We start from the raw sequence: 23,033 nt of genomic DNA on the forward strand, positions 1-23,033 counted from the left end.
AGGAGCCGAAACATACATCGGCGCATAGTTGGGCTGGTACTGCCGAATCTGGCTTGTGAGATTCACACCCTGCGCGTTGAGCAGACTTTGCGCATAACTGACCGGAGGCACGGCCGAACGCCTTTGCAGGCCTTCATCGTCCGAGAAGTTCAGCGGATCGGCGCCCACATACCCAAACCGATTCCACCCGCCCTCCAGCCCGATCGGATCGGCCTGGATGTACCTCCCGCTCGCCGCGTCGTAGTACCGGTGCAGGTTGTAGTTCAGCCCCGTCTCCTCGTCCCACACCTGCCCCGGATACCGCAGGTCGAACCGCACCGCTTCCCCGTAGCTGCGGATGCCGGCTTGCCCGCTCTGCGCGTAGCCCGTGGCGCCGGTGGTGGGGTTGGCCTCGCCAAAGCCGGTGATGAGCCACTGCCACACCACCTGCCCCTGCGCGTTCGTCAGCCTCCTTGGCGTGTTCAGGTGGTCCGCATCGATGGCGTACAGCCTGCCGTTGATCTGCGCGGCCACCGGCAGCGGGCCCGTGGCGGTGGGCAGCCAGATCACCTCCGTGCTGTCCATTTCGCCGGCAGGGGCGGCGCTGTCGCTGCTGCGGCGGTTGCCGTACTGGCCCAGCACGGTGCTGCCGATGGCGTCCTCCGCGTACACCGTCTGCTGCGTGATCGCGGGGGTGCTGCTGCCGGACAGGCGCGCGTCGCGCTTGAACACGCGCTGGCCCAGGGCGTTGGTGGTGTAGCTGACGGCCAGGGCACCGGCCGGGTCGCTGCTCGCACTGGCCGCGGTGATGCGGCCCTCCACGCCGTAGTGCAGGAACGTGTCGCCCTTCTTCGTCAGCGCCCCCGTGGCGTCCTGGCTGTACGCCACCTGGGTGACCTGGGCCGCGCTTCCTGCCGGTGTGAAGGTTTCGGCATAGCCCTGCAGGCGGTTGCTGCCGGTGGCGAGGGTGTAGATCCGCTCCAGTGTGTCGCTGCCCGCGCCGGTCGCGCTCGTGTGGTGCACCTGGGTGCGGTTGCCGTTCGCATCCCACGCGTAGCCGCTGGCCGTCGCGCCCAGCGTGTCGCCCAGGCCCCAGCCCAGGGGCAGGGCAAGGCCCGCGGGGGCGCTGTGGGCGCTGGCCGTGAGGCGGCCCACGGCGTCGTAGGTGAAGGCGCTGGTCAGGGTGGCCTGCTGGGCATCCGTGCCGCTGCTGCTGCCACTGGTGCCCGGCAGGGCGTGGCGCTGCTGGATGCGGGTCACGCGCCCGGCGCCGTCCCACGCCAGTGCGGGCAGCAGCCGGCTCGCGGCCAGTTGGCCCGCCGTCGTGTAGCTGCGCTGCTCGGCCTGGTTCGGGCCGAATCCGCTCCACTGCCACGCCGTCGGCTGGCCCAGCGGGTTCCAGGCGAGGTTCGCGAGCAGCGGCTGGCCGTCCCACGTGAGCCCCGTCAGCTGGCCCGTCGCGTCGTACTGGTACTGCACCTGGCGCCCGCTCGGGTAGGTGATGGCCGCGATCTGCCCGGCCCCCGCGCTGCCCGCCTCCGCGTAGCGGTAGCCCAGCGTGCGCGTGTCGCCGTTGGCGAGGATCTCCACCTTGCGCGTGACGCGGCCCAGCAGGTCGCGCTGGTAGCGCGTGGTGACCTCCGGGTCCTGGATCTCGCTCAAGTGCCCCACGCTCGCCTGCGGCGCGCCCTCGGCGTTGTAGTCGGGCCCGGGCAGGTCGTAGCGCAGCACCGTGGTGCGGCTGCTGGTACCGGCAGCGGTTGTCCCTGCGGCGCTGCTACTGCTGCTGACGATCTGCGTGGGCCGGCCCAGGCTGTCCCGCGCGATATGGCTCGCGCGGCCCAGCGCGTCGGTGATCGCCTGCGGCAGGCCCAGCGCGTCGTAGCTGGTGGTGACCGCGCCTCCGTCCGGCGTGGTCTCCTGCAGCGCGTTGCCCAGCGCATCGCGCACGTAGCCCGTCGCCACCCCGTTGAAGTCCGTGGCCTGCACCACCGCGTCCTGCGCGTCGTAGGCCAGCGTGGCGCTCGCGTTCTGCGCGTCGGTGATGCTCTGCACGCGCCGCAGCGCGTCCAGGCCCCAGCGCGTGGTCCGGTCGAGCCCGCCTTCCGTGCGGGTCCGGCTCACCGCTTCCCCGTTGGCGTCGTAGCCGTAGCGGGTGGCCTGCAATGCGCCCACGGATTCGGCGTCCGGGCGGTTGAGGGCGTTGATGGTGCGCGCGATCTGCAGGGCCCGGGCACCCTGTGCGTCCTGCACGTTCTCGCCCACGCGGTTGCCCATGGCGTCGAGCGTGTAGCTGCCGCTCGCGCCGCGGTTGTCGCTCCAGCCGACCAGGCGCTGCGCCGCGTCGTACTGGTAGCTCGCGCTGTAGCCGCCGGGCAGGGTCACGCCCGCCAGTTGGCCGCTCGGGCGCCAGGTGTAGCTGTGCGTGAGGCCCGCGCGGGTGGCGCTCAGCAGCCGGCCGCGCAGGTCGTATCGGTAGCTGGCGGTGATGCCGCTCGGCCCCGTCGCGGTGAGCACGCGGCCGGCCGCGTCGTGGGTGTAGGTGCTGCGCCGGCCCAGGGCATCGGTGGCCTCGGTGAGGTTGCCCAGGCTGTCGTATTGGTAGGTGGCCGTGGCGCCGCCGGGCTCCATGGCGCTGGCCACGCGGCCATCGGCATGGTAGGTCCACTGGCTGGTGCGGCTTCGCGCCGGGCTCACCGAGGTGTCGGTGACCGTGGTGCTGAGCGGCCTTCCCGCGCTGTCGTAGGTGGTGGTGGTTTCCCGGCCGGCTTCGGTGGTGCGCACGGGCAGGCCCCACTGGGGGTGCCATTCGGTGGTGGTGGTGCGCTGCCCGGGCGTGCCGACCGCCTCGGTCACGGTGAGCGGCAGCCGCCGCGCGCCGTCCCACGTGGTGGTGGTCCGGCGGCCCAGGAAGTCGGTTTCCGAATGGGTGAGGCCCTCCGCGGTCTGCTCGCGGTGGGCCGCGTCGGCCTGCCCGGTGCCCGAGGGCAGGCTGGCCCCCGAGACGCCCAGCTCCCCGTTGCGGCCGGTGAAGGTGTAGTTGCGCAGGGTGCCCAGCGGGTCGGTCACCGCCGCGCCGCTGATCTGCCCATCGGCCGCGATGGCGTAGTCGGCGCTGTAGCGCAGCACCCCGCCGGCATGCTCGGTGCGCACCGCCCGCCCCTGCGGGTCGTAGCCGAAGGTGGCGAAGCGCACGCCGTTCTCGTCCCGGATGCCCGTCAGCAGCCGCGGCCGCGACGGGTCTTCGTAGAGGTAGCCTTTGGTGGTGCCGTCCGGGTAGGTCACCTGCGAGAGGCGGCCGGCGCCGTCGTAGGTGTAGTCGATGCGCTGGCCCCCGGGGGTGGTCACCGAGGTCATCCGGCCGTCGTAGTTGTAGCTGAACTGCAGGCTCTGCCCGTACCGGTCCCAGGCCGCCAGGACAAAGCCTGACGTGTTGTGGCTGAAGGAGAGCACGGGGCCGGACCGGTCCCGGTATTCGATGAGCCAGCCCTCCTGCGAGAACACCCAGGCATCGCCTTCCTGCGCGCGCCGGTAGACGTAGTTCCAGCCCACGCGCTCGATGGCATCGCCCGAGCCGTTCGCGTCGGGCCAGACGTTCTGGTTCATCCGCACCTTGAAGTACTTGATGCCCCCTTCCGGGAACAGCACGAACGCGTACTGCTGGCGGATCTGCAGGCTCGCCTGGAAGCTGTGCCGCCACAGCCCGAGCGAGCTGTTGTCGGTGCGCAGGCCGAAGACCGGCTCCAGCGCGTCCATGGCGCTGCCGTAGTGCCGCACGAACGAGAGCAGGCCCGAGTTCTCCTGCACGTAGTCCACTTCGCTCTGGACCTTCTTGCCGAGCCCGAACTGGATCGGGTTGCCGCCGACCAGCCCGTCGCGCAGGCACATCGCGGGCGCGTTGGGCGCCGTCACCGGCATGGAAACCGGCGGGGCCACCAGCCGGCACATCTGCGGCGTGGTCTCCGGCGTCATCGGGTCGTCGGCTTCCTCGAAGCCCGGCTTGCAGTCGCAGCCGGTGCCGGACGCGGAGGCCACGCTGTTCTCCGGGCAGAATTCGCCGAGCCGGGTGGCGGACCCCCAGGTACCGCCTCCGCGCGAGGCATAGCAGTAGTAGTGGTTGTTGTCGATGTTCTCGTTGAGCAGAACGCAGTTCCAATCCATCTCGGCCGCGGAAGAACTGGCGTTCCTGATGGCGCATGCCGCCACCTGGGCCGGATCCGCCCCACGGCAAGCCAGCGTCGATGCCCACTCCAGGACCGGCTGCATCTCCGCCTGCGCCGGCACCGGGCCCAGCATGGACAGCAGCGCCATCACCACGCCGCCACCCCGCGCCCGGCGAGCCAAAAACCCTGCGATCTCTCTCCACCCCATGCCGGCCTCCCCTTCGTTTATGGCCGGCAGCATACCGGCCAGCCCGCCGGAATGCCCCCCACGCCATGACGAGTGGCTGGAAAGTTACAGCCGGCAACCGCCCCGATGCCGGCCCCGGAGATGGACTGCAGGTTACGCAATCACCGGCATTTTTTGCTCAACCCAGATCCGCCGCCCGCCGGAACACCTTCCAGAACCCCGGGTCCTGCGTGGTCGCGAAGTTGATGCGCATGAGGGTGCAGGGCCGGCGGGTGGCGTGGAAGAGCGCGCCGGGGGCGATGAGGTAGCCCTCGTCGAGCATGCGCTGCGCGAGCATGTCGGTGTCCACGCCGGTCTCCACCCAGCCGAACATGCCGGCGGGCTCGGCGGCGAAGCGCTGGCCGGCTTCCAGCGCGATCTGCACGCTGCGCGCGCGGGCCTGGGCCAGGCGCAGGCGCATGCGCTCGGCGTGGCGGCGCAGCTGGCCCTGCTCGATGCACAGCGCCAGCGCCTTTTCCAGGATGGACGGGGTGGTGAGGGTGGAGAGCAGCTTGGTGTCCAGCAGGCGCTCGACGAGGCCGGGCGGGGCGGCGAGGTAGCCCACGCGCCAGTTGGGCGCGAGGATCTTGGCGAAGCCGTTCACGTAGATGGTGCGGCGCAGGCCGTCGAGCGCGGACAGGCGCGTGGCGTGTTCGGGTGCGATGTGGCCGTAGGTGTCGTCCTCGACGATGTGGAAGCCGTGCCGGTTGGCGAGCTGCAGGATCTGGTGCGCGTGGCCCGGCGAGAGGCTGTAGCCCGTGGGGTTGTGCAGCACGCTCACGCTCACGAAGAGCTTGGGGGCGTGGGCCTCGCAGTAGCGGGCCATCACGTCCAGGTCGGGGCCCAGGGGGCCGCGCGGCACGGGCAGCACGCGCATGCCCAGCGCATCGAGCCGCGCGAACTCCACCGACCAGCCGGGCTCTTCCACCATCACCGGGTCGCCGGCCTTGAGCAGGGTGCGGCTCACGATGTCGAGCGCGTGCGTGGCGCCCACGGTGGTGATGATCTGCCCGGGCTGCGCGGGCACGCTCAGGTCGGCCAGGCGCCGCGCGAGCGCATCGCGCAGCCCGGCGTCGCCGCGCGGCTCGCCATAGACGAGCGAGCCGTCCTGCAGCGCGCGGCCCGCGGTCACGCGGCGCACGGCGGCGGGCATGAAGCGCGCATCCTCCAGCCAGGCCGGCGGGAACACGCCCGCGCCGGGCTGGGGCTTGGACGACGCCTGGTGGAACATGCCGCGGATGAGCGTGGTGGCGTTGATGTGCGAGCCCGACATGGGCAGGACGGCCGCGCCCAAGGGCGACGTCGCCCGCGAGGCATTTGCTACATCTTTGATAGCAATCTTTTCAATGGATCCGGCGGCATGGGGCAGTTTTTGCACTGAATCTCGTACGAAGAACCCGCGCTGGCGGCGGGCTTCCACGAGGCCCTGGGCCAGCAGCTGGTCGTAGGCGGCCACCACGGTGTAGGGGCTCACGCCCTGCTGGCGCGCGCATTCGCGCACCGAGGGCAGGCGCGCGCCGACGGGCAGCAGGCGGCTGCGGATGCGTTCCGCGAACCGCTCGGCGAGCTGTTCGGTCAGGGTGCGTTCGGGGGTGCGGGTGAGCATGGGCGGCTTTCGGGAGGCGGGGCAGGGCGGGACCACAGGACGGGCGGGCCGGCACTGTGCTGATCTGCGCACCGGCACAGTTCATTGCTCTTGTCCCACTGTCTGTATCGGAACTGTAGCGGAATCATCCCTACAGTGGACGCACGGAAACCCCCCATCCCCTCCTCCCTCCACTGCCCTGCCCCATGCCCCTGGTCGAATTCACTGCCCTGCTGGTGCTGGCCGCCGCGATGAGTTTCTCGCCCGGCCCCAACACCACGCTCTCGACGGCCCTCGCGGCCAACCGCGGCCTGCGTCCGGCCATGCGCTTCGTGTGCGCCGTGCCCGTGGGCTGGACGGCGCTGCTGCTGGTCTGCGCGGCCGGGATCGGGGCCGCGGTGGTGGCCATGCCGATGCTGCGCACGGCCATCAAGGCGGTGGGCATCGCCTACCTGCTGTGGCTGGCCTGGAAGCTGTCGCAGAGCGGCCGGCTCGCCGATGCCGACGGCGCCCGCATGGACGTGGGCTTCTGGGAAGGGGCTGCGCTGCAGTTCGTGAACATCAAGGCCTGGCTGCTCGCGCTCACCATCGTGGCGGGCTGGGTGGCGGGCCGCCCGGACGGCCTGCAGCGCCTCGTGGTGGTGGTGCCGGTGATGGTGGTGTTCGCCTTCGCCAGCAACCTGCTCTATGCGGCCACGGGCGCCCTGCTGCGCCAGTGGCTTGCCGAGGGCGCGCGGCTGCTCTGGTTCAACCGGGCGATGGCGCTGGTGCTGGCCGCCACGGCCGCCTGGATGGTGACGGCATGAGCGCCGCGCTGCCGGCTTCGCCGCCCCTCGCGCCGCCCCCGTCCTCCGAGGCGCACGGCCTGCTCTGGGGCCTGCTGGGCGTGGCCATCTTCGCGTTCACGCTGCCGATGACGCGGCTGGCCGTGGGCACGCACGAGGCGCCGCAGCTCTCGGGCGCGTTCGTCGCCATCGGCCGCGCGGCCATCGCGGGGCTGCTGTCGGCGGCGCTGCTGCTCCTGCAGCGCGCGCCGCTGCCCGCCCGCCGGGACTGGGCTCCGCTCGCGCTCACGTCGCTGGGCGTGGTGTTCGGCTTTCCGCTGCTGACCTCGCTGGCCATGCGCCACGTGGCCGCCGTGCATGCGAGCGTGGTGATCGGCCTGCTGCCGCTGGCCACGGCGCTCGTGGGCGCGCTGCTGCACCGCCAGCGGCCCTCGCCGCGCTTCTGGCTCTGCGCGCTGGCCGGCACGGCGCTGGTGGTGGCTTTCGCGCTGCGCCGCTCGGACGGCGGCCTCGCGCTGCACCCGGCCGATGCGCTGCTGCTGGCGGCCGTGCTGTGCGCCGCCGTGGGCTACGGCTTCGGCGGGCGGCTGTCGCAGCGCATGCCGGCCGGGGCGGTGATCTGCTGGGCGCTGGTGCTGGCCCTGCCCGTGACGCTGCCGGTCGCCGCGCTCACGTTTCCCACGGCGCCCGTGGCGCCTTCGGCCTGGGCGGCGCTGGCCTACGTGTCGGTGTTCTCGATGTGGCTCGGATTTTTCGCGTGGTACCGCGGCCTGGCGCTGGGCGGCACGGTGCGCGTGAGCCAGGTGCAGCTGGTGCAGCCGTTCCTCGGCATGCTGTTCGCCGTGCCGCTGCTCGGCGAGCGGCTGGACGCGGTCAGCCTGGGCTTCGGGCTGGCCGTGATGGCCACGGTGTTCATCGGCCGCCGCGCGCCCGCCCGGGCCCCGGCCCTCCCCGGGAGCCCGCCACGCAGTTAAGCTCCTTTCCCGGCGGGGCCCACCCCTGCCCCGCCCCCCGGCCGCACAACGGCCTTTCTACGACAACGACGACACGAACGAGGCCGCGCCCTTCCATCGGCGCGCCACTGGAGATGATTTCCATGACGAACTGGACCCTGGCCCAACGCGCCGCAAAGATGAACCCCTCGGTGATCCGCGAGATCCTCAAGGTCACCGAGAAGCCCGGCATCATCAGCCTGGCCGGCGGGCTGCCCTCCCCCAAGACCTTCCCGGTCGATGCGTTCGCACAGGCCTGCGCCACCGTGCTCGGCCATGACGGCCCCTCCGCGCTGCAGTACGCGGCCAGCGAAGGCTACCTGCCGCTGCGCGAAGCCGTGGCCGATTTCCTGCCCTGGGACGTGTCGCCCGAGCAGGTGCTGATCACCACCGGCTCGCAGCAGGGCCTGGACCTCGTGGCCAAGGTGCTGATCGACGCGGGCAGCCGCGTGCTGGTGGAGACGCCCACCTACCTCGGCGCGCTGCAGGCCTTCGCGCCGATGGAGCCCGAAGTGCACAGCGTGGCGAGCGACGACGAGGGCCCGCTGCCGGGCGACCTCGCGGCCAAGATGGGCTCGGGCGCCGACCGCGCGCGCTTCATGTACCTGCTGCCGAACTTCCAGAACCCCACGGGCCGCACGATGAGCGAGGCGCGCCGCGCCGCCCTCTCCGCGCAGGCCGCCGAGCTGGGCCTGCCGCTGGTCGAAGACAACCCCTACGGCGACCTCTGGTTCGACCAGCCGCCGCCGCTGCCGCTCACCGCGCGCAACCCCGAGGGCTGCATCTACCTGGGCTCGTTCTCGAAGGTGCTGGCCCCCGGCCTGCGCCTGGGCTTCCTGGTGGCGCCGCGCGCCCTCTACCCCAAGCTGCTGCAGGCCAAGCAGGCGGCCGACCTGCACACGCCGGGCTTCAACCAGCGCATGGTGGCCGAGGTGATGAAGGGCGGCTTCCTGGACCGCCACGTGCCCACCATCCGCGCGCTCTACAAGCAGCAGCGCGACGCGATGCTGGAAGCGCTGGACCGCGAGATGCAGGGCCTGGGCGTGACCTGGAACCGGCCCGACGGCGGCATGTTCCTCTGGGCCCGCCTGCCCGAGGGCATGAGCGCGCTCGACCTGCTGCCCGAGGCGGTGGAGCGCAACGTGGCCTTCGTGCCCGGCGCGGCCTTCTACGCGGAAAACCCCGACACGCGCACGCTGCGCCTGTCGTTCGTCACCGCGAGCGCGCAGCAGATCCAGACCGGCATCGCCTCCCTGGCGGCCGCCGTCCGCGCGCGCCTGCCGCAGGCACTGGAGGCCTGAAGCGATGCTGCGGCTCTGGGGACGGACCTCTTCCATCAACGTGCGCAAGGTCCTGTGGGCCACGCAGGAACTCGGGCTGGAACTGCAGCGCACCGACGCGGGCGGCCAGTTCGGGATCGTGCGCGAGCCGCAGTTCCTCGCGCTCAATCCCAACGGGCTGGTGCCGCTCATCGAGGATGACGGCGTCGCCCTCTGGGAGTCGAACACCATCGTGCGCTACCTCTGCGCGCGCCACGCGCCGGGCGACCTCTACCCCGAGGACCTGCCCACGCGCTTCCTGGCCGAGCAGTGGATGGACTGGCAGCAGACCACGCTCAATCCGGCCGGCCGCGACGCGTTCCTGCAATGGATCCGCACGCCTGCCGCGCAGCGCGACGATGCCGCCATCGCGCGCTCGGTGGCCGCCACCGAGCCGCTGATGGAACTGCTCGACGCGCACCTCGCGCGGCACGCCTACCTGGCGGGCGACCGCTTCACGATGGCCGACATCCCCGTGGGTTGCGAGATCCACCGCTGGTGGGGCCTGCCGCAGGATCGGCCCGCGCGGCCGCACCTGGAGCGCTGGTACGGCGCGCTGCGCGCGCGCACGGGCACGCTGGGCGTGCTCGACCAGCCGCTCAGCTGACGCCCGCCCCGCAGGGGGCGGCCACTTTCCCGGCCCGTTCCGCGGCGGCCCGATGGCCGCCGGGAAGGGCTGCGCGCGGCCCGTCCGCTGCGCCGGCGTCCCGCCGCCCACCGTCCGTTCTTTCCACAGGAGTCTCCGCACCATGCGCCAACGCCCCTTCAAGCAAGTCGATGTGTTCACCGACCGCCCCTACCTCGGCAACCCGCTGGCCGTGGTGCTCGATGGCGAGGGCCTGAGCACCGAGGAGATGCAGCACTTCACGAACTGGACCAACCTCTCCGAGGCCACCTTCCTGCTGCCGCCCACCGAAGAGGGCCGCGCTGCGGGCGCCGATTACCGCGTGCGCATCTTCTGCCCCGGCCGCGAGCTGCCGTTCGCGGGCCACCCCACGCTCGGCAGCTGCCACGCCTGGCTGGAAGCCGGCGGCCAGCCGCGCACGCCGGGGCGCGTGGTGCAGGAATGCGGCATCGGCCAGGTCACGCTGCGGCGCGGCGAAGGCCGGCTGGCCTTCGCCGCGCCGCCGCTCATCAAGAGCGGCCCGCTGCCCGAGGACGACGTGGAACTGATCGCGCGCGGCCTGGGCATAGCACGCACCGACATCGTGGGCCACGCATGGTGCGACAACGGCCCGAACTGGCGCGGCGTGATGCTGTCCTCGGCCGAGGCGGTGCTCGCCCTGCGGCCGGACGCGGCCGTGCTGGGCACGCTTGACATCGGCGTGGTGGGCCCGCGCGGCAAGGTCGGCGTGGTGGGCAGCCACGGCTCTCAGGGCGATGACGACGGCGTGGCCTTCGAAGTGCGCGCCTTCTTCCCGGGAGGCAACGGCCTGGCCGAAGACCCCGTGACCGGCAGCCTGAACGCCGCGCTCGCGCAATGGCTCATCGGCGCGCACCTGGCGCCGGCGCGCTACATCGCCAGCCAGGGCACGGCCCTGGGCCGCGCGGGGCGCGTGCACGTCGAGCAGGACGCAGGCACGATCTGGGTGGGCGGTGGCTCGGTCACCTGCGTGGACGGGCAGGTGCTGCTGTGAGCGGACCCTCCGCGCCCGGCGCCGAAAACGCCGCGCCGGGCATCGACCACCTCGTGGTGATGGCGGCCACGCTGGAAGACGGCGACCGCTGGTGCCGGCAGGTGCTGGGCGTGGAGACCGCGCCCGGCGGCGCGCATCCTCTGATGGGCACGCACAACCGGCTGCTGAACGTCTCCAGCGCCGCGCACCCGCGCGCCTACCTGGAAGTCATCGCGCTCGACCCGCGGGCCCGGCCCGCGCTGCCGCCCGGCGCACGGCGCTGGTTCGACATGGACGACGCCGCGCTGTGCGCCCAGGTGGAGCGCGGCGGCCCGCAACTGATCCACTGGGTGGCCTCGGTGCCCGGCATCGCGGCCGCGCATGCGGCGCTCGCGGCGCGCGGACTGGAGCGCGGCGAGATCGTTACCGCGGGCCGGCCCACGCCGTTCGGCCTGCTGGAGTGGCGCATCACCGTGCGGCCCGACGGCCAGCGCCTGATGGACGGCTGCCTGCCCACGCTCATCCAGTGGGGCGACCGCCACCCTTGCTACAGCCTGCCCGAGAGCGGGGTGGCGCTGCAGTCGCTCGCGCTCGCGCACCCCCAGGCAGGCGCCCTCGAAGCCGCCTGCGCGGCGATCGGCCTGCACGGCCTGCCCTGCACGCCGGCGCCGGCCGGCCGGCTCACCGCCACCTTCGGCACGCCGCGCGGCACCATGTCCATCGCATCGCAAACCCCGGAGACCGCCGCATGACATTCACCCCGCAGGAACTGCTGCTCTTCGCACTGGCAGCGCTCGTGCTCGTGCTCACGCCGGGGCCCAACATGGTCTATTGCGTCTCGCGCAGCCTCACGCAGGGCCCGCGCGCGGGGCTGCTGTCGCTCGCGGGCGTGGTGGCCGGCTTCGGCGTGCACCTGCTGGCCACGGCGCTGGGCCTGTCGGCGCTGCTCATGGCCGTGCCGCTCGCCTTCGACGCGCTGCGCATCGCGGGCGCGGCCTACCTGCTGTGGATGGCCTGGCAGGCCGTCAAGCCCGGCGGCAGCGCGCCCTTCGAGGCACGCGACCTGCCGCACGACGGTCCGCGCAAACTCGCCCTGATGGGCTTTCTCACGAGCGCGCTGAACCCGAAGGTGGCGATGTTCTACGTGTCGTTCTTCCCGCAGTTCCTGCACCCCGAGCGGGGCTCGTGGCTCGCGCAGACCTTCACGCTGGGCGCCCTGCAGATCGGCATCAGCGCGCTGGTCAATGCCCTGCTCGTACTGTTCGCCGCGCGCGTCGCCGTGTTCCTGCACCGCAGCGCCACCTGGGTGCAGGCCCAGCGCTACCTGATGGGCACGGTGCTCGGTGCGCTGGCCCTCAAGATCCTCTTCACCGACAGAAAGGCCACGCCATGAACGCCGCCCTCCCCGCATCCGCGCTGCCGTCCGCGGCGCTGCCCACGCTCGCCGACATCGAGGCCGCCGCGCAGGTGGTGTATGCGGATTTCGCGGCCACGCCGCAGTACCGCTGGGCGCTGCTGGGCGAGCGCCTGGGCGCGGAGTGCTGGCTCAAGCACGAGAACCATACGCCCGTCGGCGCCTTCAAGATCCGCGGCGGCCTCACGTACTTCGACCAGCTCGCGCGCCGAGGCCCGTTGCCGCGCGAGGTGATCAGCGCCACGCGCGGCAACCACGGCCAGAGCCTGGGCTGGGCCGCGCGCCGCCACGGCGTGGCCTGCACCATCGTCGTGCCGCACGGCAACTCGGTCGAGAAGAACGCCGCGATGCGCGCGCTGGGCGTGGCGCTCATCGAGCACGGCCAGGATTTCCAGGAAGCGCGCGAACATGCCATGCAACTGGCCGCCGGGCGCGGCGCGCACATGGTGCCGAGCTTCCATGCCGACCTGCTGCGCGGCGTGGCCACCTACTGGTGGGAGTTCCTGCGCGCCGTGCCGCACATGGACGTGGCCTATGTGCCCATCGGCCAGGGCTCGGGCGCATGCTCGGCCATCGCCGCGAAGCAGGCGCTGAGCCACGGCGTGCGCATCGTGGGCGTGGTGAGCGCCCACGCCACCACCTATGCGGACTCCATCGCCGCCGGCCGCGTGGTGGAAGCGCCCGTGACCACGCAGCTCGCCGACGGCATGGCCTGCCGCGTGGCCGATCCCGAGGCGCTCGCCATCCTCGCGCCGCACCTCGACCGCGTGGTGCGCGTGAGCGACGACGAGGTGGCGACGGCCATGCGCGCCCTCTTCGCGGACACGCACAACGTGGCCGAGGGCGCGGGCGCGGCCGCCCTCGCGGCCGCGCTGCAGGACAAGGACCGGCTGGCCGGCCGGGTGGTGGGGCTGCCGCTCACCGGCGGCAACGTGGACGCGGCGGTGTTTGCGCACACCCTGCAGGCCGCGTCAAGCTGACTGCGAATCGCCACCGCGCGGAACCGGGTAAAACATTCCTCCGTGCGGAACGTTTCTACAATCCGCCGCGTCATCCACACCGGTCGTCCCGGCGACTGCCTTCGCCATGCCCCAGCGCCTTCGCACGGCCCGCGCCGCCCGCCGCCTTCTTTCGCATCCCCTGGCCCGCACGCTGGCGGCCTCGGCCGCCCTGCTGGGCCTGCTCGCGGCCTGCGGGACTTCCGGGCCGCAGGGGGGCATGCCCGCCGGCGGGCTCTCGGTGGTCTCCAGCCCGGCGGACCTGGTGAGCGGCGGCAGTGCGCGCGTGGCGATCGACCTGCCGGCCGGCGTGGCGCCGGAGGCGGTGCGCATCTCCCTCAACGGCACGCCGGTGGCCGCGCCGCTGGAGGCCACGCCCCGCGCCGGCCGCCATGAGTGGCTGCTCCAGGGGCTGCGCCCCGGCCGCAACGAGGTCGTGGCCACCGATGCGCACGGGCAGGTGCTGGGCACGCTGGCGCTGCGGAACCACCCGGACGCGGGCCCGCTGTTCTCCGGCCCGCGCCTCGCCCCTTTTGAATGCCGCACCGAGGACACGGGCCTGGGCGCGCCGCTGGACGCCGACTGCACCGCCGCCCGCCGCTACGACTGGTTCTACGTGACCGCCCAGGGCGCCGTCCGCCCCCTGGCCGACCCGCTGGGCGAGCGGCCCGCCGACCTCGCCACCGCCACCCCGCTGGAGGGCCGCACGGTGCCCTTCATCGTGCGCGTCGAATCCGGCACGATCAACCGCTCCATCTACCGCATCGGCGTGCTGGCCGACCCGCGCACCGAGCCTTCGGGCGGCTCATCGGCCTGGAACCGCCGCATCGTGTTCCGCTTCGGCGAATCCACCGGCGTGCAGTACCAGCAGGGCGTGAACCAGGCCACCGACGTGTTCCGCACCACGCCCACCGACGCGCAGAGCCTCACCGCCCTCTCGCGGGGCTTCGCCTATGTCGTCTCCACGCTCAACATCCACCGGGTGAACGTGAACGACGTGGTCTCGGCCGAAACCGCGCTGCGGCTGCGCGAGCACATCGCCAAGACCTACGGCACGCCGCGCTGGATGGTGGGCATGGGCGGCTCGGGCGGGGCCATCCAGCAGATGCTGATCGCGCAGAACTACCCGGGCATCCTCGACGGCCTGATGCCGGACGCGGCGTTCCCCGACGTGTTCAGCACCGCCATGGCCGTGAGCGATTGCCGCCTGCTGAACCGCTGGTTCCAGCGCCACCCGGCCAGCGCCGCCACGCGCCAGGCCTTCGAGGGCCACCTCCAGGGCGCCTGCGCCAACTGGGACACGGGGCTGGGCGACGCGCTGGTGGCCACCCGCGGCGCCGTGACACCCGCCTGCGGGCTCCGCAACGCGGCCGCCGTCTACCACCCCACGGACCACCCGGGCGGCGCGCGCTGCTCCCTCTACGACGCACACGCCAACAGCCTGGGCCGCGACGGCCGGGGGCATGCGCTGCGCCCGCTCGACAACGTGGGCGTGCAGTACGGCCTGCGGGCGCTGCGCGCCGGCACGCTGGCCTTCGACGACTTCGTGGCGCTCAACGAGGGCATCGGCGGCATGGACGGCGACGGAAACCTCGTGCCCGCGCGCACCGAGGCCGGCACCACGGAGCTGGAGCGCGCCTATGCCACGGGGCGCGTGGGCTCGGGCGGCGGCGGGCTGGGCAGCGTGCCGATCCTGCACATGCGCACCTATGCCGAGCCGGGCGGGGACATCCACACCCTCTACAACGACCTCAAGATCCGCGAGCAGTTGGTGCGCGCGAACGGGCAGGCCGGCAACCAGGTGATCTGGGTGCTGCCGCACTCCAGCCTCGCGCAGCTCCGGGGCCTGGGCGCCCCGCAGCAGCAGGTGCTGGCGCAGCTCGCGCGCGACACGCTGGACGTACGCCTGGGCACCATGACGCAGTGGCTCGACGGCATCGCGGCGCAGCCCGGCCCCGCCACCCCGGACACCGTGCGGCGCACCAGGCCGGCCGAGGCCGCGGACGCCTGCTGGGACCCCGCGACCGCCCAGCGCATCACCGAGCCCGCCACCCCGGACGGCGCGGGCCTCTGCCGCGCCCTCTACCCGCTCACCCCCCCGCCGCGCATGGCCGCCGGCGGGCCGCTCTCGGACGACGTGCTCAAGTGCCGCCTCCAGCCCGTGGCCGCGGCGGATTACGCCCCCTTCGTGCCCACCCCGGAGCAGCTTGCGCGCCTGGCCCGCACGTTTCCCCAGGGCGTGTGCGACTACCGCCAGCCCGGCGTGGGGCAACGGCCGCCCGCGGGGACCTGGCAGCGGTACTGACGCGCAAGGCTGCTTCAGCGCTCGCTCAGCTGCACGAATTGCTTGCGGGCCTTGAACGGCACGTGGCCTTCGACCACCATGCGCCGATAGGACTGGAGAACGGCCTCCCCAAGGCGCTGGTTCGCTTCCTTGCGCGACCTGTCCCAGTCGCCCTGGGTTTGCAGGCGCCGCTTGGGAGGGACTTCCTTGCTCTCGTAGTAGATGCCGGAGCGGATGTTTTCCACCACGTCAGGGGCGATCGACCGGCCATGGATCTGCAACAGGCGCTGCGCGTGGCGATTGATCTGCTCCGAGTCGTCCGCGGCTTCCCGCACCTTGCTGGCCTTGCCCGGGCCGTCCGTCGCTGCGGAGCCTTCCGCGAAATGGACCTTGGGCTTTCTCCGCAGCACGCCAGGCGCCTCGTCCGTGGGGTTTCCGGTCCACTCATAGACAGACGCCTTGCTGCGCCGCAGCATGGGCGCCGTGGAGGCCTCGCGGGAAGGCAGGCCCTCCGGCGCATTGGAAACCCGGGACAGCGGGGAGGGGCCAGGCGGCGTCTTCTGTTGCGGGGGCCGTCGGGCATGGCCATCGTCCACGGGGCGGTGGTGGGGATCCAGGACCTGGCGGCGAAGGTTGACAGGAGGCATGGCAATCCATCGAAAGCAGCGGCAAAGAGCACTGCGCTCCAGGAAGGATGCCCGGGGCCGCCATGCGCCGCCAGCGCCGCCCCGAAACACCGCACGGAAATGCGAAGGCCCGCGGGCCGCGGCATGCCATGCCCCCGTCACCCCGGAGACAAACCCCGCCCCGGGCGCGGACCAGAATTCCAGCCATGGGAACCCTCTACCTCGTGCGCCACGGCCAGGCCTCGTTTGGCGCCCAGGACTACGACCAGCTCAGCCCGCGCGGGCACGAGCAGGCGGTGCGGCTGGGGACCTACTGGCGAGAGCGCGGCCTGCGCTTCGATGCCGTCTACACGGGCACCCTGCGCCGCCACGCACAGACGCTGGCGGGCATCGCGCAAGGGCTGCAGGCCGCGCCCGAGCCGCTGCAGGCCCTGCCCGCGCTGGACGAGTACGACAGCGCGGCGCTGATCGGGGCCATCCATCCCCAGCCCCTGCCGCCCGCCGACACCCCCGAGCGCTACCGCCAGCACTTCCGCCTGCTCTGCGATGCGCTCGCGCAGTGGATGGGCGGCACCATCGGCCCCGCCGGCATGCCGGACTGGCTGGCGTTCTCGGACGGCGTGCGCGCGGCGCTGGACCACATACGCCGCCACCACGTGGGGCACAACGTGCTGCTGGTATCGAGCGGCGGCCCCATCTCCACGGCCGTGGGCGCGGTGCTTTCCACGCCGCCCGAGGTGACCATCGCGCTCAACATGCGCATCCGCAACTCGGCGGTGACCGAGTTCAGCATCGCCCCCAAGCGGCTGATGCTGCAGACCTTCAACACGCTCCCGCACCTGGACACACCCGAGCATGCCGGGTGGGTGACCCACGCCTGATACGCCCCCTCGGGTCACCGCGAAGCACCAAGTACCACAGGGGGTTGCTCGGCACCGGGCAGGAAGCCGCCCATGCCCGTTTCAAGCACACCGTTGCGGTGCGCCGTTTTCCCCTCAGAAACGCGCCGTGTCCACCACGGTGTCCGGTGGCAGTTCCGCGATCTCCCGCAGCAGCTGCGCCAGCCCGTCCGCCGCGGCCTCCACCACCGCGCGCCCCTGGAGCGCCGTCGCATCCGCCGCGTTGCCGACCGCGCCGGCCGGGTGGTAATCCTGCATCGCCCAGCCCATCTTGGCGCTGCGGCCGTTGCCCAGGAGGGGATAGCGTTCGGCCCGGTCCTGCGAGGTGGAGCGGAAGCGCCCCGCATGCTCCATGCGAACCTGGCCGGGCGCGAGGTGCAGCATCATCGCCGTCTCGATCTGCCCGCCGTGGATGCCGAAGCGGTGCTCTTCGGCGCTGAACTGCGCGCTCACGGCCTCGGGCAGCGGCAGGCTGAACCAGCTCGCGCCATAGACCAGCAGGCCGTGGCGCTGGCGCAGCTCGCGCGCCACGATGTCCATCACGCTCACCTGCCCGCCGTGGCCGTTGAAGAGCAGCAGCTTTTTCACGCCGGCGCGGGCCACGCAGGCGCCCAGCTCGCTCCAGAGCGCGATCAGCGTGCCGGGCGAGAGCGTGAGCGTGCCGGGAAAGGCCGTGTGCTCGGTGCTGAAGCCCACGTTCTGCGGGGGCAGGAACAGCACGGGCAGATCGGCCGGCAGCCGGGGCAGCGCGGCGTCGATCACGCCCTGCAGCAGCGCCGCATCGACGCTGAGCGGCAGGTGCGGCCCATGCTGCTCGACGGCCGCCACGGGCAGTACGGCGACGGTGCGCGCGGCGAGCCCCGAGGCCTGCGCCTGCGCGAAATCGCGCGTGGACAGCTCGGCCCAGAAGCGGGAAGGGAACGGCGCGGGGGACGATGGCACGGGCAGGCCTTTGGCGAGGGTCAGAACGTGGCCTGCGGCAGGTCCTGCCGCGTGAACACCAGCGAGACCTTGGCCTCCTCCGGAACGGGCGGCAGGCCGGCGTCCCACGCCTGCCAGGCGGCGCGCAGCGCGGCGAGGCGCCCGGGTTCGCGGCCCTGCAGGTTGGCGCGCTCGCGCGGGTCGGCCACCACGTCGAAGAGGTATTCGATGCCATCGACCTGCAGGTACTTGTGCCGGCCCCGCACCAGCGCGCGCTGGTCGCGGTGCTTCATGCGCCAGCACAGATCGCGCGCGGGCTCCCAGGCGGGGTCGTCCAGCAAGGGCAGCAGGCTCAGGCCGTCGAGCGGGTAGTCCGGGTGCGCGGCCACGCCGGCGGCGGCGAGGAAGGTCGCCGTCCAGTCCATGGTGAGGCTGGGCGTGTCGCTCACGCTGCCCGCCGCGATGCGCGCGGGCCAACGCGCCAGCAGCGGCACGCGGATGCCGCCTTCGAGCAGGTCCATCTTCTGGCCCACGAAGGGCCAGTTGTTGGAGAAGCGCTCGCCGCCGTTGTCGCTCGTGAAGACGACGAGCGTGTTGTCTGCCAGCCCGCGCTCGGCCAGCGCGTCGAGCACCCAGCCGATGCCTTCGTCCATGTGGTGGACCATGCGCTGGTAGGTTTCCAGGCTGCCGCCGTCGGTGTGCTTGCCGAAGCCGCCGATGCGGCGCGATTCTTCCTGGTCGTCGCGCGTGAGCCAGGGCCAGTGCGGCGCGCTGTAGTGCAGGCTCAGCAGAAAGGGCTGGTCGGCCGTCTGGCGGCGCACGAAGTCGGCGGCGCGGCGGCTCAGCAGGTCGGTGAGGTAGCCCTCCTCCTCGTGCGGGGCCTCGTTCTCCCAGAAGTCGGGGCGGCCACGCGGGTCGCAGTGGGCGAAGTAGTCGGCACCGCCCGCGTGGAAGCCGTAGAACGCCTCGTAGCCCGAGAGGCGCGGGCCGAAATGCGGCGGGTAGCCCAGGTGCCACTTGCCGACGAGCGCAGTGGCGTAGCCCGCATCGCGCAGCAGCGAGGGCAGCGTGGGGTGCGAGGGCGGCAGGCCCAGCACCTTGTCGCCGTGCACGCTCGCGATGGGCTCTTCGGCCGCGCCCCGCAGGCGGTACTGCCAGCGGCCCGTGGCGAGCGCGAAGCGCGTGGGCGAGCACACGGCCGAATTGGAATAGCCGCGCGTGCAGCGCAGGCCCTGCGCGGCCATCGCGTCCAGCCGCGGCGAGACGTCCACCGGGCGGCTCGCCGCATCGCGTGCGCCGGTGCAGCCGAGGTCGGCATACCCCAGGTCGTCGGCCAGGATGAAAAGAAGGTTGGGGCGCTGGGGCTGGGCAGTCATCGGCGGAAGGCGGAGCGGGGAAAAGGCCATTGTCGCGCGGCCCGCGGCGTGGCGGCCAGGTCACCGACGGCCCCGCGGTCTGACCGAGGACAAAAGGGATTTATTCCACCGGCTGAAAACGCCGCCCGCATTGAAAAATTCAATACGTAACCGGGCCTGCGATGGTACGTTCCGGGAATGTTTAACAAAACGTTACCGAGAGGAGAATGACGTGGGTCTATTCAGGAACTTGAAGCTGGGCACCATGCTCGGCGCCGGCTTCGCCATCGTGATCGCCATCGGATTCCTGGTGTCCGCCTATGGCCGCATCCAGCTCGACCAGATCGGCGTGAACATCCGCACGCTGTCCAGCGACCGGCTGGGCACGCTGATGCTGCTGCAGGAAGTCAAGGACAACACCAACATCGTCGCGCGCTCGGTCCGCAACATCGTGCTGATCGACGATGCGCAGGGCATGGCCGAGGAAAGCAAGCGCCTGGACGGCGTGATCGCGCGCACGACGGAGGTGATGAACACCCTCCAGCAGCGCGTGCGCTCGCCGGAGGCGCGGGCCCTCATGGACCGGCTCTCCGCGGTGCGCCCGGCTTTCCTGGACACCCTGCGCAAGGTCGAGCGGCTGGGCCTGGCCAACGACCTGGAAAGCGCGCGCAAGCTGCTGCTGGGCGAGATGCGTACGGCCCAGAACGCCTACTTCGATGCCGTCGAGGACATGATGGGCTACCAGCGCAAGATGACCACCGAGATGGCGGAAACCTCGGAGCGCGATGCCGCCGCCGCGGGCAACGCCCTGGTGGTGCTGGCCGTGGTGTCGGCCGCCCTCGGCGCGCTCGTCGCCTGGACCATCACGCGGCGCGTGAAGACCCAGCTGGGCGGAGAGCCCGCCTACGCCGCCCGGATCGCCCAGGAAGTCGCCCGCGGCAACCTCGCCGTGCAGGTCGATCTGCGCACGGGCGACTCCTCCAGCGTGCTCGCCGCCATGAGCGCCATGCGCTCCAACCTCGCCCAGGTCGTCTCCGAAGTCCGCCACAGCAGCGAGTCCATCGCCACCGGCGCCTCCCAGATCGCCACCGGCAACGCCGACCTCAGCCAGCGCACCGAGGAGCAGGCCTCCAACCTCCAGCAGACCGCCGCCTCCATGGAGGAGATGAACTCCACCGTCCAGCAGAACGCCGACACCGTGCGCACCGCCTCCCAGCTCGCCTCTTCGGCCTCCTCCACCGCCGCCCGCGGCGGCGAGGTCGTCGGCAACGTGGTCCGCACCATGGAGGACATCACCGCCAGCTCCCGCAAGATCGGCGACATCATCGGCGTCATCGACTCCATCGCCTTCCAGACCAACATCCTCGCGCTCAACGCCGCCGTCGAGGCCGCCCGCGCCGGCGAGCAGGGCCGGGGCTTCGCCGTCGTCGCCTCCGAAGTGCGCACCCTCGCGCAGCGCTCGGCGCAGGCCGCCAAGGAGATCAAGGCCCTCATCGGCGAGAGCGTCTCCAAGGTCGAGACGGGCTCCCAGCTCGTGGGCGAGGCCGGCTCCACCATGGGCGAGATCGTCGAGCAGACCCGCCGCGTCGCCGACCTCATCGCCGAGATCGGCGCGGCCACCCACGAGCAGGCGCAGGGCATCTCCCAGGTGGGCGACGCCGTCAACCAGCTCGACCAGGTCACCCAGCAGAACGCCGCCCTCGTCGAGGAATCGGCCGCCGCCGCCGACAGCCTCAACTCCCAGGCCTCCCGCCTCGTGGAGCTGGTCAGCGTCTTCCAGGTGGACGAGGCCGTCTCCCACGCCGTCATCGCCCAGGCTCAGCACCGCAGCCGCGACACCGCACGCGCGACCCAGACCGCGCTGCAGCAGGCCAAGGCCCCCGTGCCGGCGCCCGCCCCACGCGTGGCCGCGCCCCGCACCCCCGCGCCCCCGTCCGCGCAGGGCCAGCGCATCGCCCTCCCGGCCGCCGCCGCCGCACCCGCCGCCGCCACGCCGGCGAAGGCCGCCAGCGGCAACAACGACGACTGGGAGACCTTCTGAGCCGGCGCCGGCCGGCGTTTCGGGCCCGAACGGCTCCATGCCGCCGGATTCATTGAAAAAATTGCTATTTAAAAGATAGCAAGCTGATCGAGCGTGCCGGGGCCCATTCCGCGCCGCGCCGGGGTACGGACGCAGAAGGGGGGGAAGGCAACCGGCGGGCATGGACGCGATGCATTCCAAGCCAAACAGGCTCCATGCCGCCGGTTTCATTGAATAGTTTGCTATACAAAACATAGCAAACCATCTTCGACAGCAACAGCCTCCAGCCGGCCTGCCTGCCGCGATGCGCAGCGCGCCCCTTCGAAGCGGCGCAGCCGGCAGGGCCGTACCGGGGCCCTGCCCGCCTGCCCGCTTCAGGCCGTGCCCTGCCCGAGCCGCCAGCGCACCCGCGCCTGCCCCCAGGCATCCAGCGCCAGCATGCACAGCAGCGACAGCCCCAGCAGCGGCATCGCCACGCCCGCGGCCGCGATGATCGCCACCACCCACCAGAGCGCGCGCGGCTGCGCGGGCAGCGGCGGCACGCCCAGGCCGCCGGCCGGGCGGCGCTTCCACCAGGCCACCGCGCCCGCCACGCACAGCAGCACGATGCCCGCGCAGGCCACCGCCAGCACGATCTGGTTGGCCACGCCGTACTGCTGCCCGAGGTGCACGTTGATGCCCCATTCCAGCCCTTTCGCCACGGGGCCGTAGTCGGCATAGCCCATGTCGATGAGCGGCCGGCCCGTGTACTGGTCGAGGTGCACCACGCGCTGGCCCTCCAGTGCGCTCGGGTAGGCCGAGGCCGTGTAGACCCCGCCCGGCCCCTGCGGCGCGGCCACGCTGAAGCCCGGCGCCAGCCCCAGGCGCCCGAAGGCGGCCATGGCCGCATCCAGGCCCAGCGGCGGCCGGGTGGCGGCCGCGGTGGCTGCGGACGGCATCGCCTGCGCCGGTGCGGCCGTGGCTGCGGGCGAGGGACCATGCCCTTCATGCCCTTCATGCCCTTCGTGGCCTTCGTGGCCCCCGCCGTGCCCGCCGGCCGGGGCCTGCGCGGCGGCGGCCGCGGGCACGCGCGCCTGCTGCAGGCTCCAGGGGACCGCGAGCGTGTCCGCCACCGGCACGGCCGACATCGGCACCTGCACGCGCACGCCGGACGGATAGCCCCAGTGGCTGCCGTTCGCCCACGCATTCACCTGCGCTCCCAGGAACACCGACCAGGGCAGCCCCGTGACCGCCAGGAACGCGAGCACCAGCCCCACGCCCAGGCCCAACACGGCATGCAGGTCGCGCCAGAACACGCGCTCGGACGGCCGGCCGCGCACCGTCACCACGCCGCCCCGGCGGCCCCGCGGCCACCAGAGGTAGAGCCCCGTCGCCACCAGCACCACGGCCCAGCCCGCCGCCATCTCGATCAGGCCGCGCGCCACGGGGCCGATCACCTTCAGGCTGTGCAGCCGCCGGATCTGCCACGCCAGAGTGCCGCGTTCGGGCAACTGCCCCAGCACGCGCGCGGTGGCCGGGTCCACGTACACCGCCACGCGCTCGCCCCCGGCCGTGGCGATGCCCACGCTCGCGCTGTCGCCGGGCGCCCCGGCCGGCGTGTAGCGGAACCACTGCCCCGGCTGCGCGGCCAGCGCCGCCGGCACGCGCAGCAGGTCGCGGTGGTACCAGCCATCGATCTCGCGCTGGAACAGGTAGGCCCCGCCCGTCACCGCCAGCCACGCCAGGAAGGGCAGCACCAGCAGCCCCGCATAGAAATGCCAGCGCCACACGGCCCGGTACAGGCTGGCGGCGCGCAGGGGGGACGCATCAGCGCCCCGGGTCATGGAAGCCATTTCGTTTCTCCATCGCGCT

17 protein-coding genes are annotated in these 23,033 nt (G+C 72.4%); 11 read left to right on the forward strand and 6 right to left on the reverse strand.

Annotation, left to right across the window (positions count from 1 at the left end; all coding sequences use genetic code 11):
* Together BM144_RS19160 and BM144_RS19165 are read right to left on the reverse strand one after the other, a co-directional pair.
* Positions 1 to 4,350: RHS repeat-associated core domain-containing protein (locus BM144_RS19160; protein ID WP_139225779.1), on the reverse strand; the 4,350-nt coding region annotated here is incomplete at its 3' end.
* 157 nt (positions 4,351 to 4,507) lie between these two features.
* Complete coding sequence (locus BM144_RS19165) at positions 4,508 to 5,974, reverse strand: aminotransferase-like domain-containing protein (protein ID WP_092956141.1); 1,467 nt, start codon at positions 5,972 to 5,974, stop codon at positions 4,508 to 4,510.
* Between the two features lie 185 nt (positions 5,975 to 6,159).
* On the opposite strand from BM144_RS19165, the gene BM144_RS19170 reads away from it, so the two are divergent.
* The 9 genes from BM144_RS19170 (at position 6,160) to BM144_RS19210 (ending at position 15,382) form a co-directional block, all read left to right on the forward strand.
* Positions 6,160 to 6,759, forward strand: coding sequence for a LysE family translocator (locus tag BM144_RS19170; protein WP_092956144.1), 600 nt, complete (start codon positions 6,160 to 6,162; stop codon positions 6,757 to 6,759).
* Entirely contained in the window at positions 6,756 to 7,712 is a 957-nt protein-coding gene (locus tag BM144_RS19175; protein ID WP_092956147.1) for a DMT family transporter, read from the forward strand. Before BM144_RS19170 ends, BM144_RS19175 begins: the two co-directional genes overlap by 4 nt.
* Before the next feature lie 122 nt (positions 7,713 to 7,834).
* Positions 7,835 to 9,031 carry an aminotransferase-like domain-containing protein gene (locus BM144_RS19180; RefSeq protein WP_092956378.1) on the forward strand — a complete coding sequence of 399 codons (1,197 nt, stop codon included), beginning with the start codon at positions 7,835 to 7,837 and terminating at the stop codon, positions 9,029 to 9,031.
* A 4-nt stretch (positions 9,032 to 9,035) separates the two neighbouring features.
* On the forward strand, positions 9,036 to 9,656 hold the full coding sequence (locus BM144_RS19185; RefSeq protein WP_092956150.1) for a glutathione S-transferase: 621 nt from the start codon (positions 9,036 to 9,038) through the stop codon (positions 9,654 to 9,656).
* 142 nt (positions 9,657 to 9,798) lie between these two features.
* Positions 9,799 to 10,686, forward strand: coding sequence for a PhzF family phenazine biosynthesis protein (locus BM144_RS19190; protein ID WP_092956153.1), 888 nt, complete (start codon positions 9,799 to 9,801; stop codon positions 10,684 to 10,686).
* Positions 10,683 to 11,417, forward strand: a complete 735-nt coding sequence (locus tag BM144_RS19195; protein ID WP_281246100.1) for a VOC family protein — start codon at positions 10,683 to 10,685, stop codon at positions 11,415 to 11,417. The genes BM144_RS19190 and BM144_RS19195 overlap by 4 nt, the downstream gene beginning before the upstream one ends.
* Positions 11,414 to 12,058, forward strand: a complete 645-nt coding sequence (locus BM144_RS19200; RefSeq protein WP_092956156.1) for a LysE family translocator — start codon at positions 11,414 to 11,416, stop codon at positions 12,056 to 12,058. The genes BM144_RS19195 and BM144_RS19200 overlap by 4 nt, the downstream gene beginning before the upstream one ends.
* Entirely contained in the window at positions 12,055 to 13,059 is a 1,005-nt protein-coding gene (locus BM144_RS19205; protein ID WP_092956159.1) for a threonine dehydratase, read from the forward strand. Before BM144_RS19200 ends, BM144_RS19205 begins: the two co-directional genes overlap by 4 nt.
* Before the next feature lie 106 nt (positions 13,060 to 13,165).
* On the forward strand, positions 13,166 to 15,382 hold the full coding sequence (locus tag BM144_RS19210; protein ID WP_092956162.1) for a DUF6351 family protein: 2,217 nt from the start codon (positions 13,166 to 13,168) through the stop codon (positions 15,380 to 15,382).
* A 14-nt stretch (positions 15,383 to 15,396) separates the two neighbouring features.
* Here BM144_RS19210 and BM144_RS19215 read toward each other — a convergent pair whose 3' ends face one another.
* Positions 15,397 to 16,008 (reverse strand): hypothetical protein, encoded by a 612-nt coding sequence (locus BM144_RS19215; protein WP_139225780.1) that lies wholly within the window; start codon positions 16,006 to 16,008, stop codon positions 15,397 to 15,399.
* Positions 16,009 to 16,193: 185 nt separating this feature from the next.
* Between BM144_RS19215 and BM144_RS19220 the strand changes: the two genes are divergently transcribed.
* Positions 16,194 to 16,868: a histidine phosphatase family protein gene (locus BM144_RS19220; protein ID WP_092956168.1), complete on the forward strand. Its 675-nt coding sequence runs from the start codon at positions 16,194 to 16,196 to the stop codon at positions 16,866 to 16,868.
* Between the two features lie 114 nt (positions 16,869 to 16,982).
* Here the strand turns inward: BM144_RS19220 and BM144_RS19225 are convergent, their stop codons facing one another.
* Both BM144_RS19225 and BM144_RS19230 read right to left on the reverse strand, forming a co-directional pair.
* Positions 16,983 to 17,828: a creatininase family protein gene (locus BM144_RS19225; protein ID WP_092956171.1), complete on the reverse strand. Its 846-nt coding sequence runs from the start codon at positions 17,826 to 17,828 to the stop codon at positions 16,983 to 16,985.
* A 20-nt stretch (positions 17,829 to 17,848) separates the two neighbouring features.
* Positions 17,849 to 19,183: a sulfatase family protein gene (locus tag BM144_RS19230; protein ID WP_092956174.1), complete on the reverse strand. Its 1,335-nt coding sequence runs from the start codon at positions 19,181 to 19,183 to the stop codon at positions 17,849 to 17,851.
* Between the two features lie 211 nt (positions 19,184 to 19,394).
* Here BM144_RS19230 and BM144_RS19235 point away from each other — a divergent pair, with 211 nt between their 5' ends.
* Positions 19,395 to 21,203 carry a methyl-accepting chemotaxis protein gene (locus tag BM144_RS19235; RefSeq protein ID WP_175526076.1) on the forward strand — a complete coding sequence of 603 codons (1,809 nt, stop codon included), beginning with the start codon at positions 19,395 to 19,397 and terminating at the stop codon, positions 21,201 to 21,203.
* Positions 21,204 to 21,556: 353 nt separating this feature from the next.
* Here the strand turns inward: BM144_RS19235 and BM144_RS19240 are convergent, their stop codons facing one another.
* Positions 21,557 to 23,014 carry a PepSY-associated TM helix domain-containing protein gene (locus BM144_RS19240; protein WP_175526077.1) on the reverse strand — a complete coding sequence of 486 codons (1,458 nt, stop codon included), beginning with the start codon at positions 23,012 to 23,014 and terminating at the stop codon, positions 21,557 to 21,559.
* Between the last annotated feature and the right edge of the window lie 19 nt (positions 23,015 to 23,033).

It is taken from the genome of Paracidovorax konjaci (assembly GCF_900112675.1).
Taxonomy (GTDB): Bacteria; Pseudomonadota; Gammaproteobacteria; order Burkholderiales; family Burkholderiaceae_C; genus Paracidovorax; species Paracidovorax konjaci.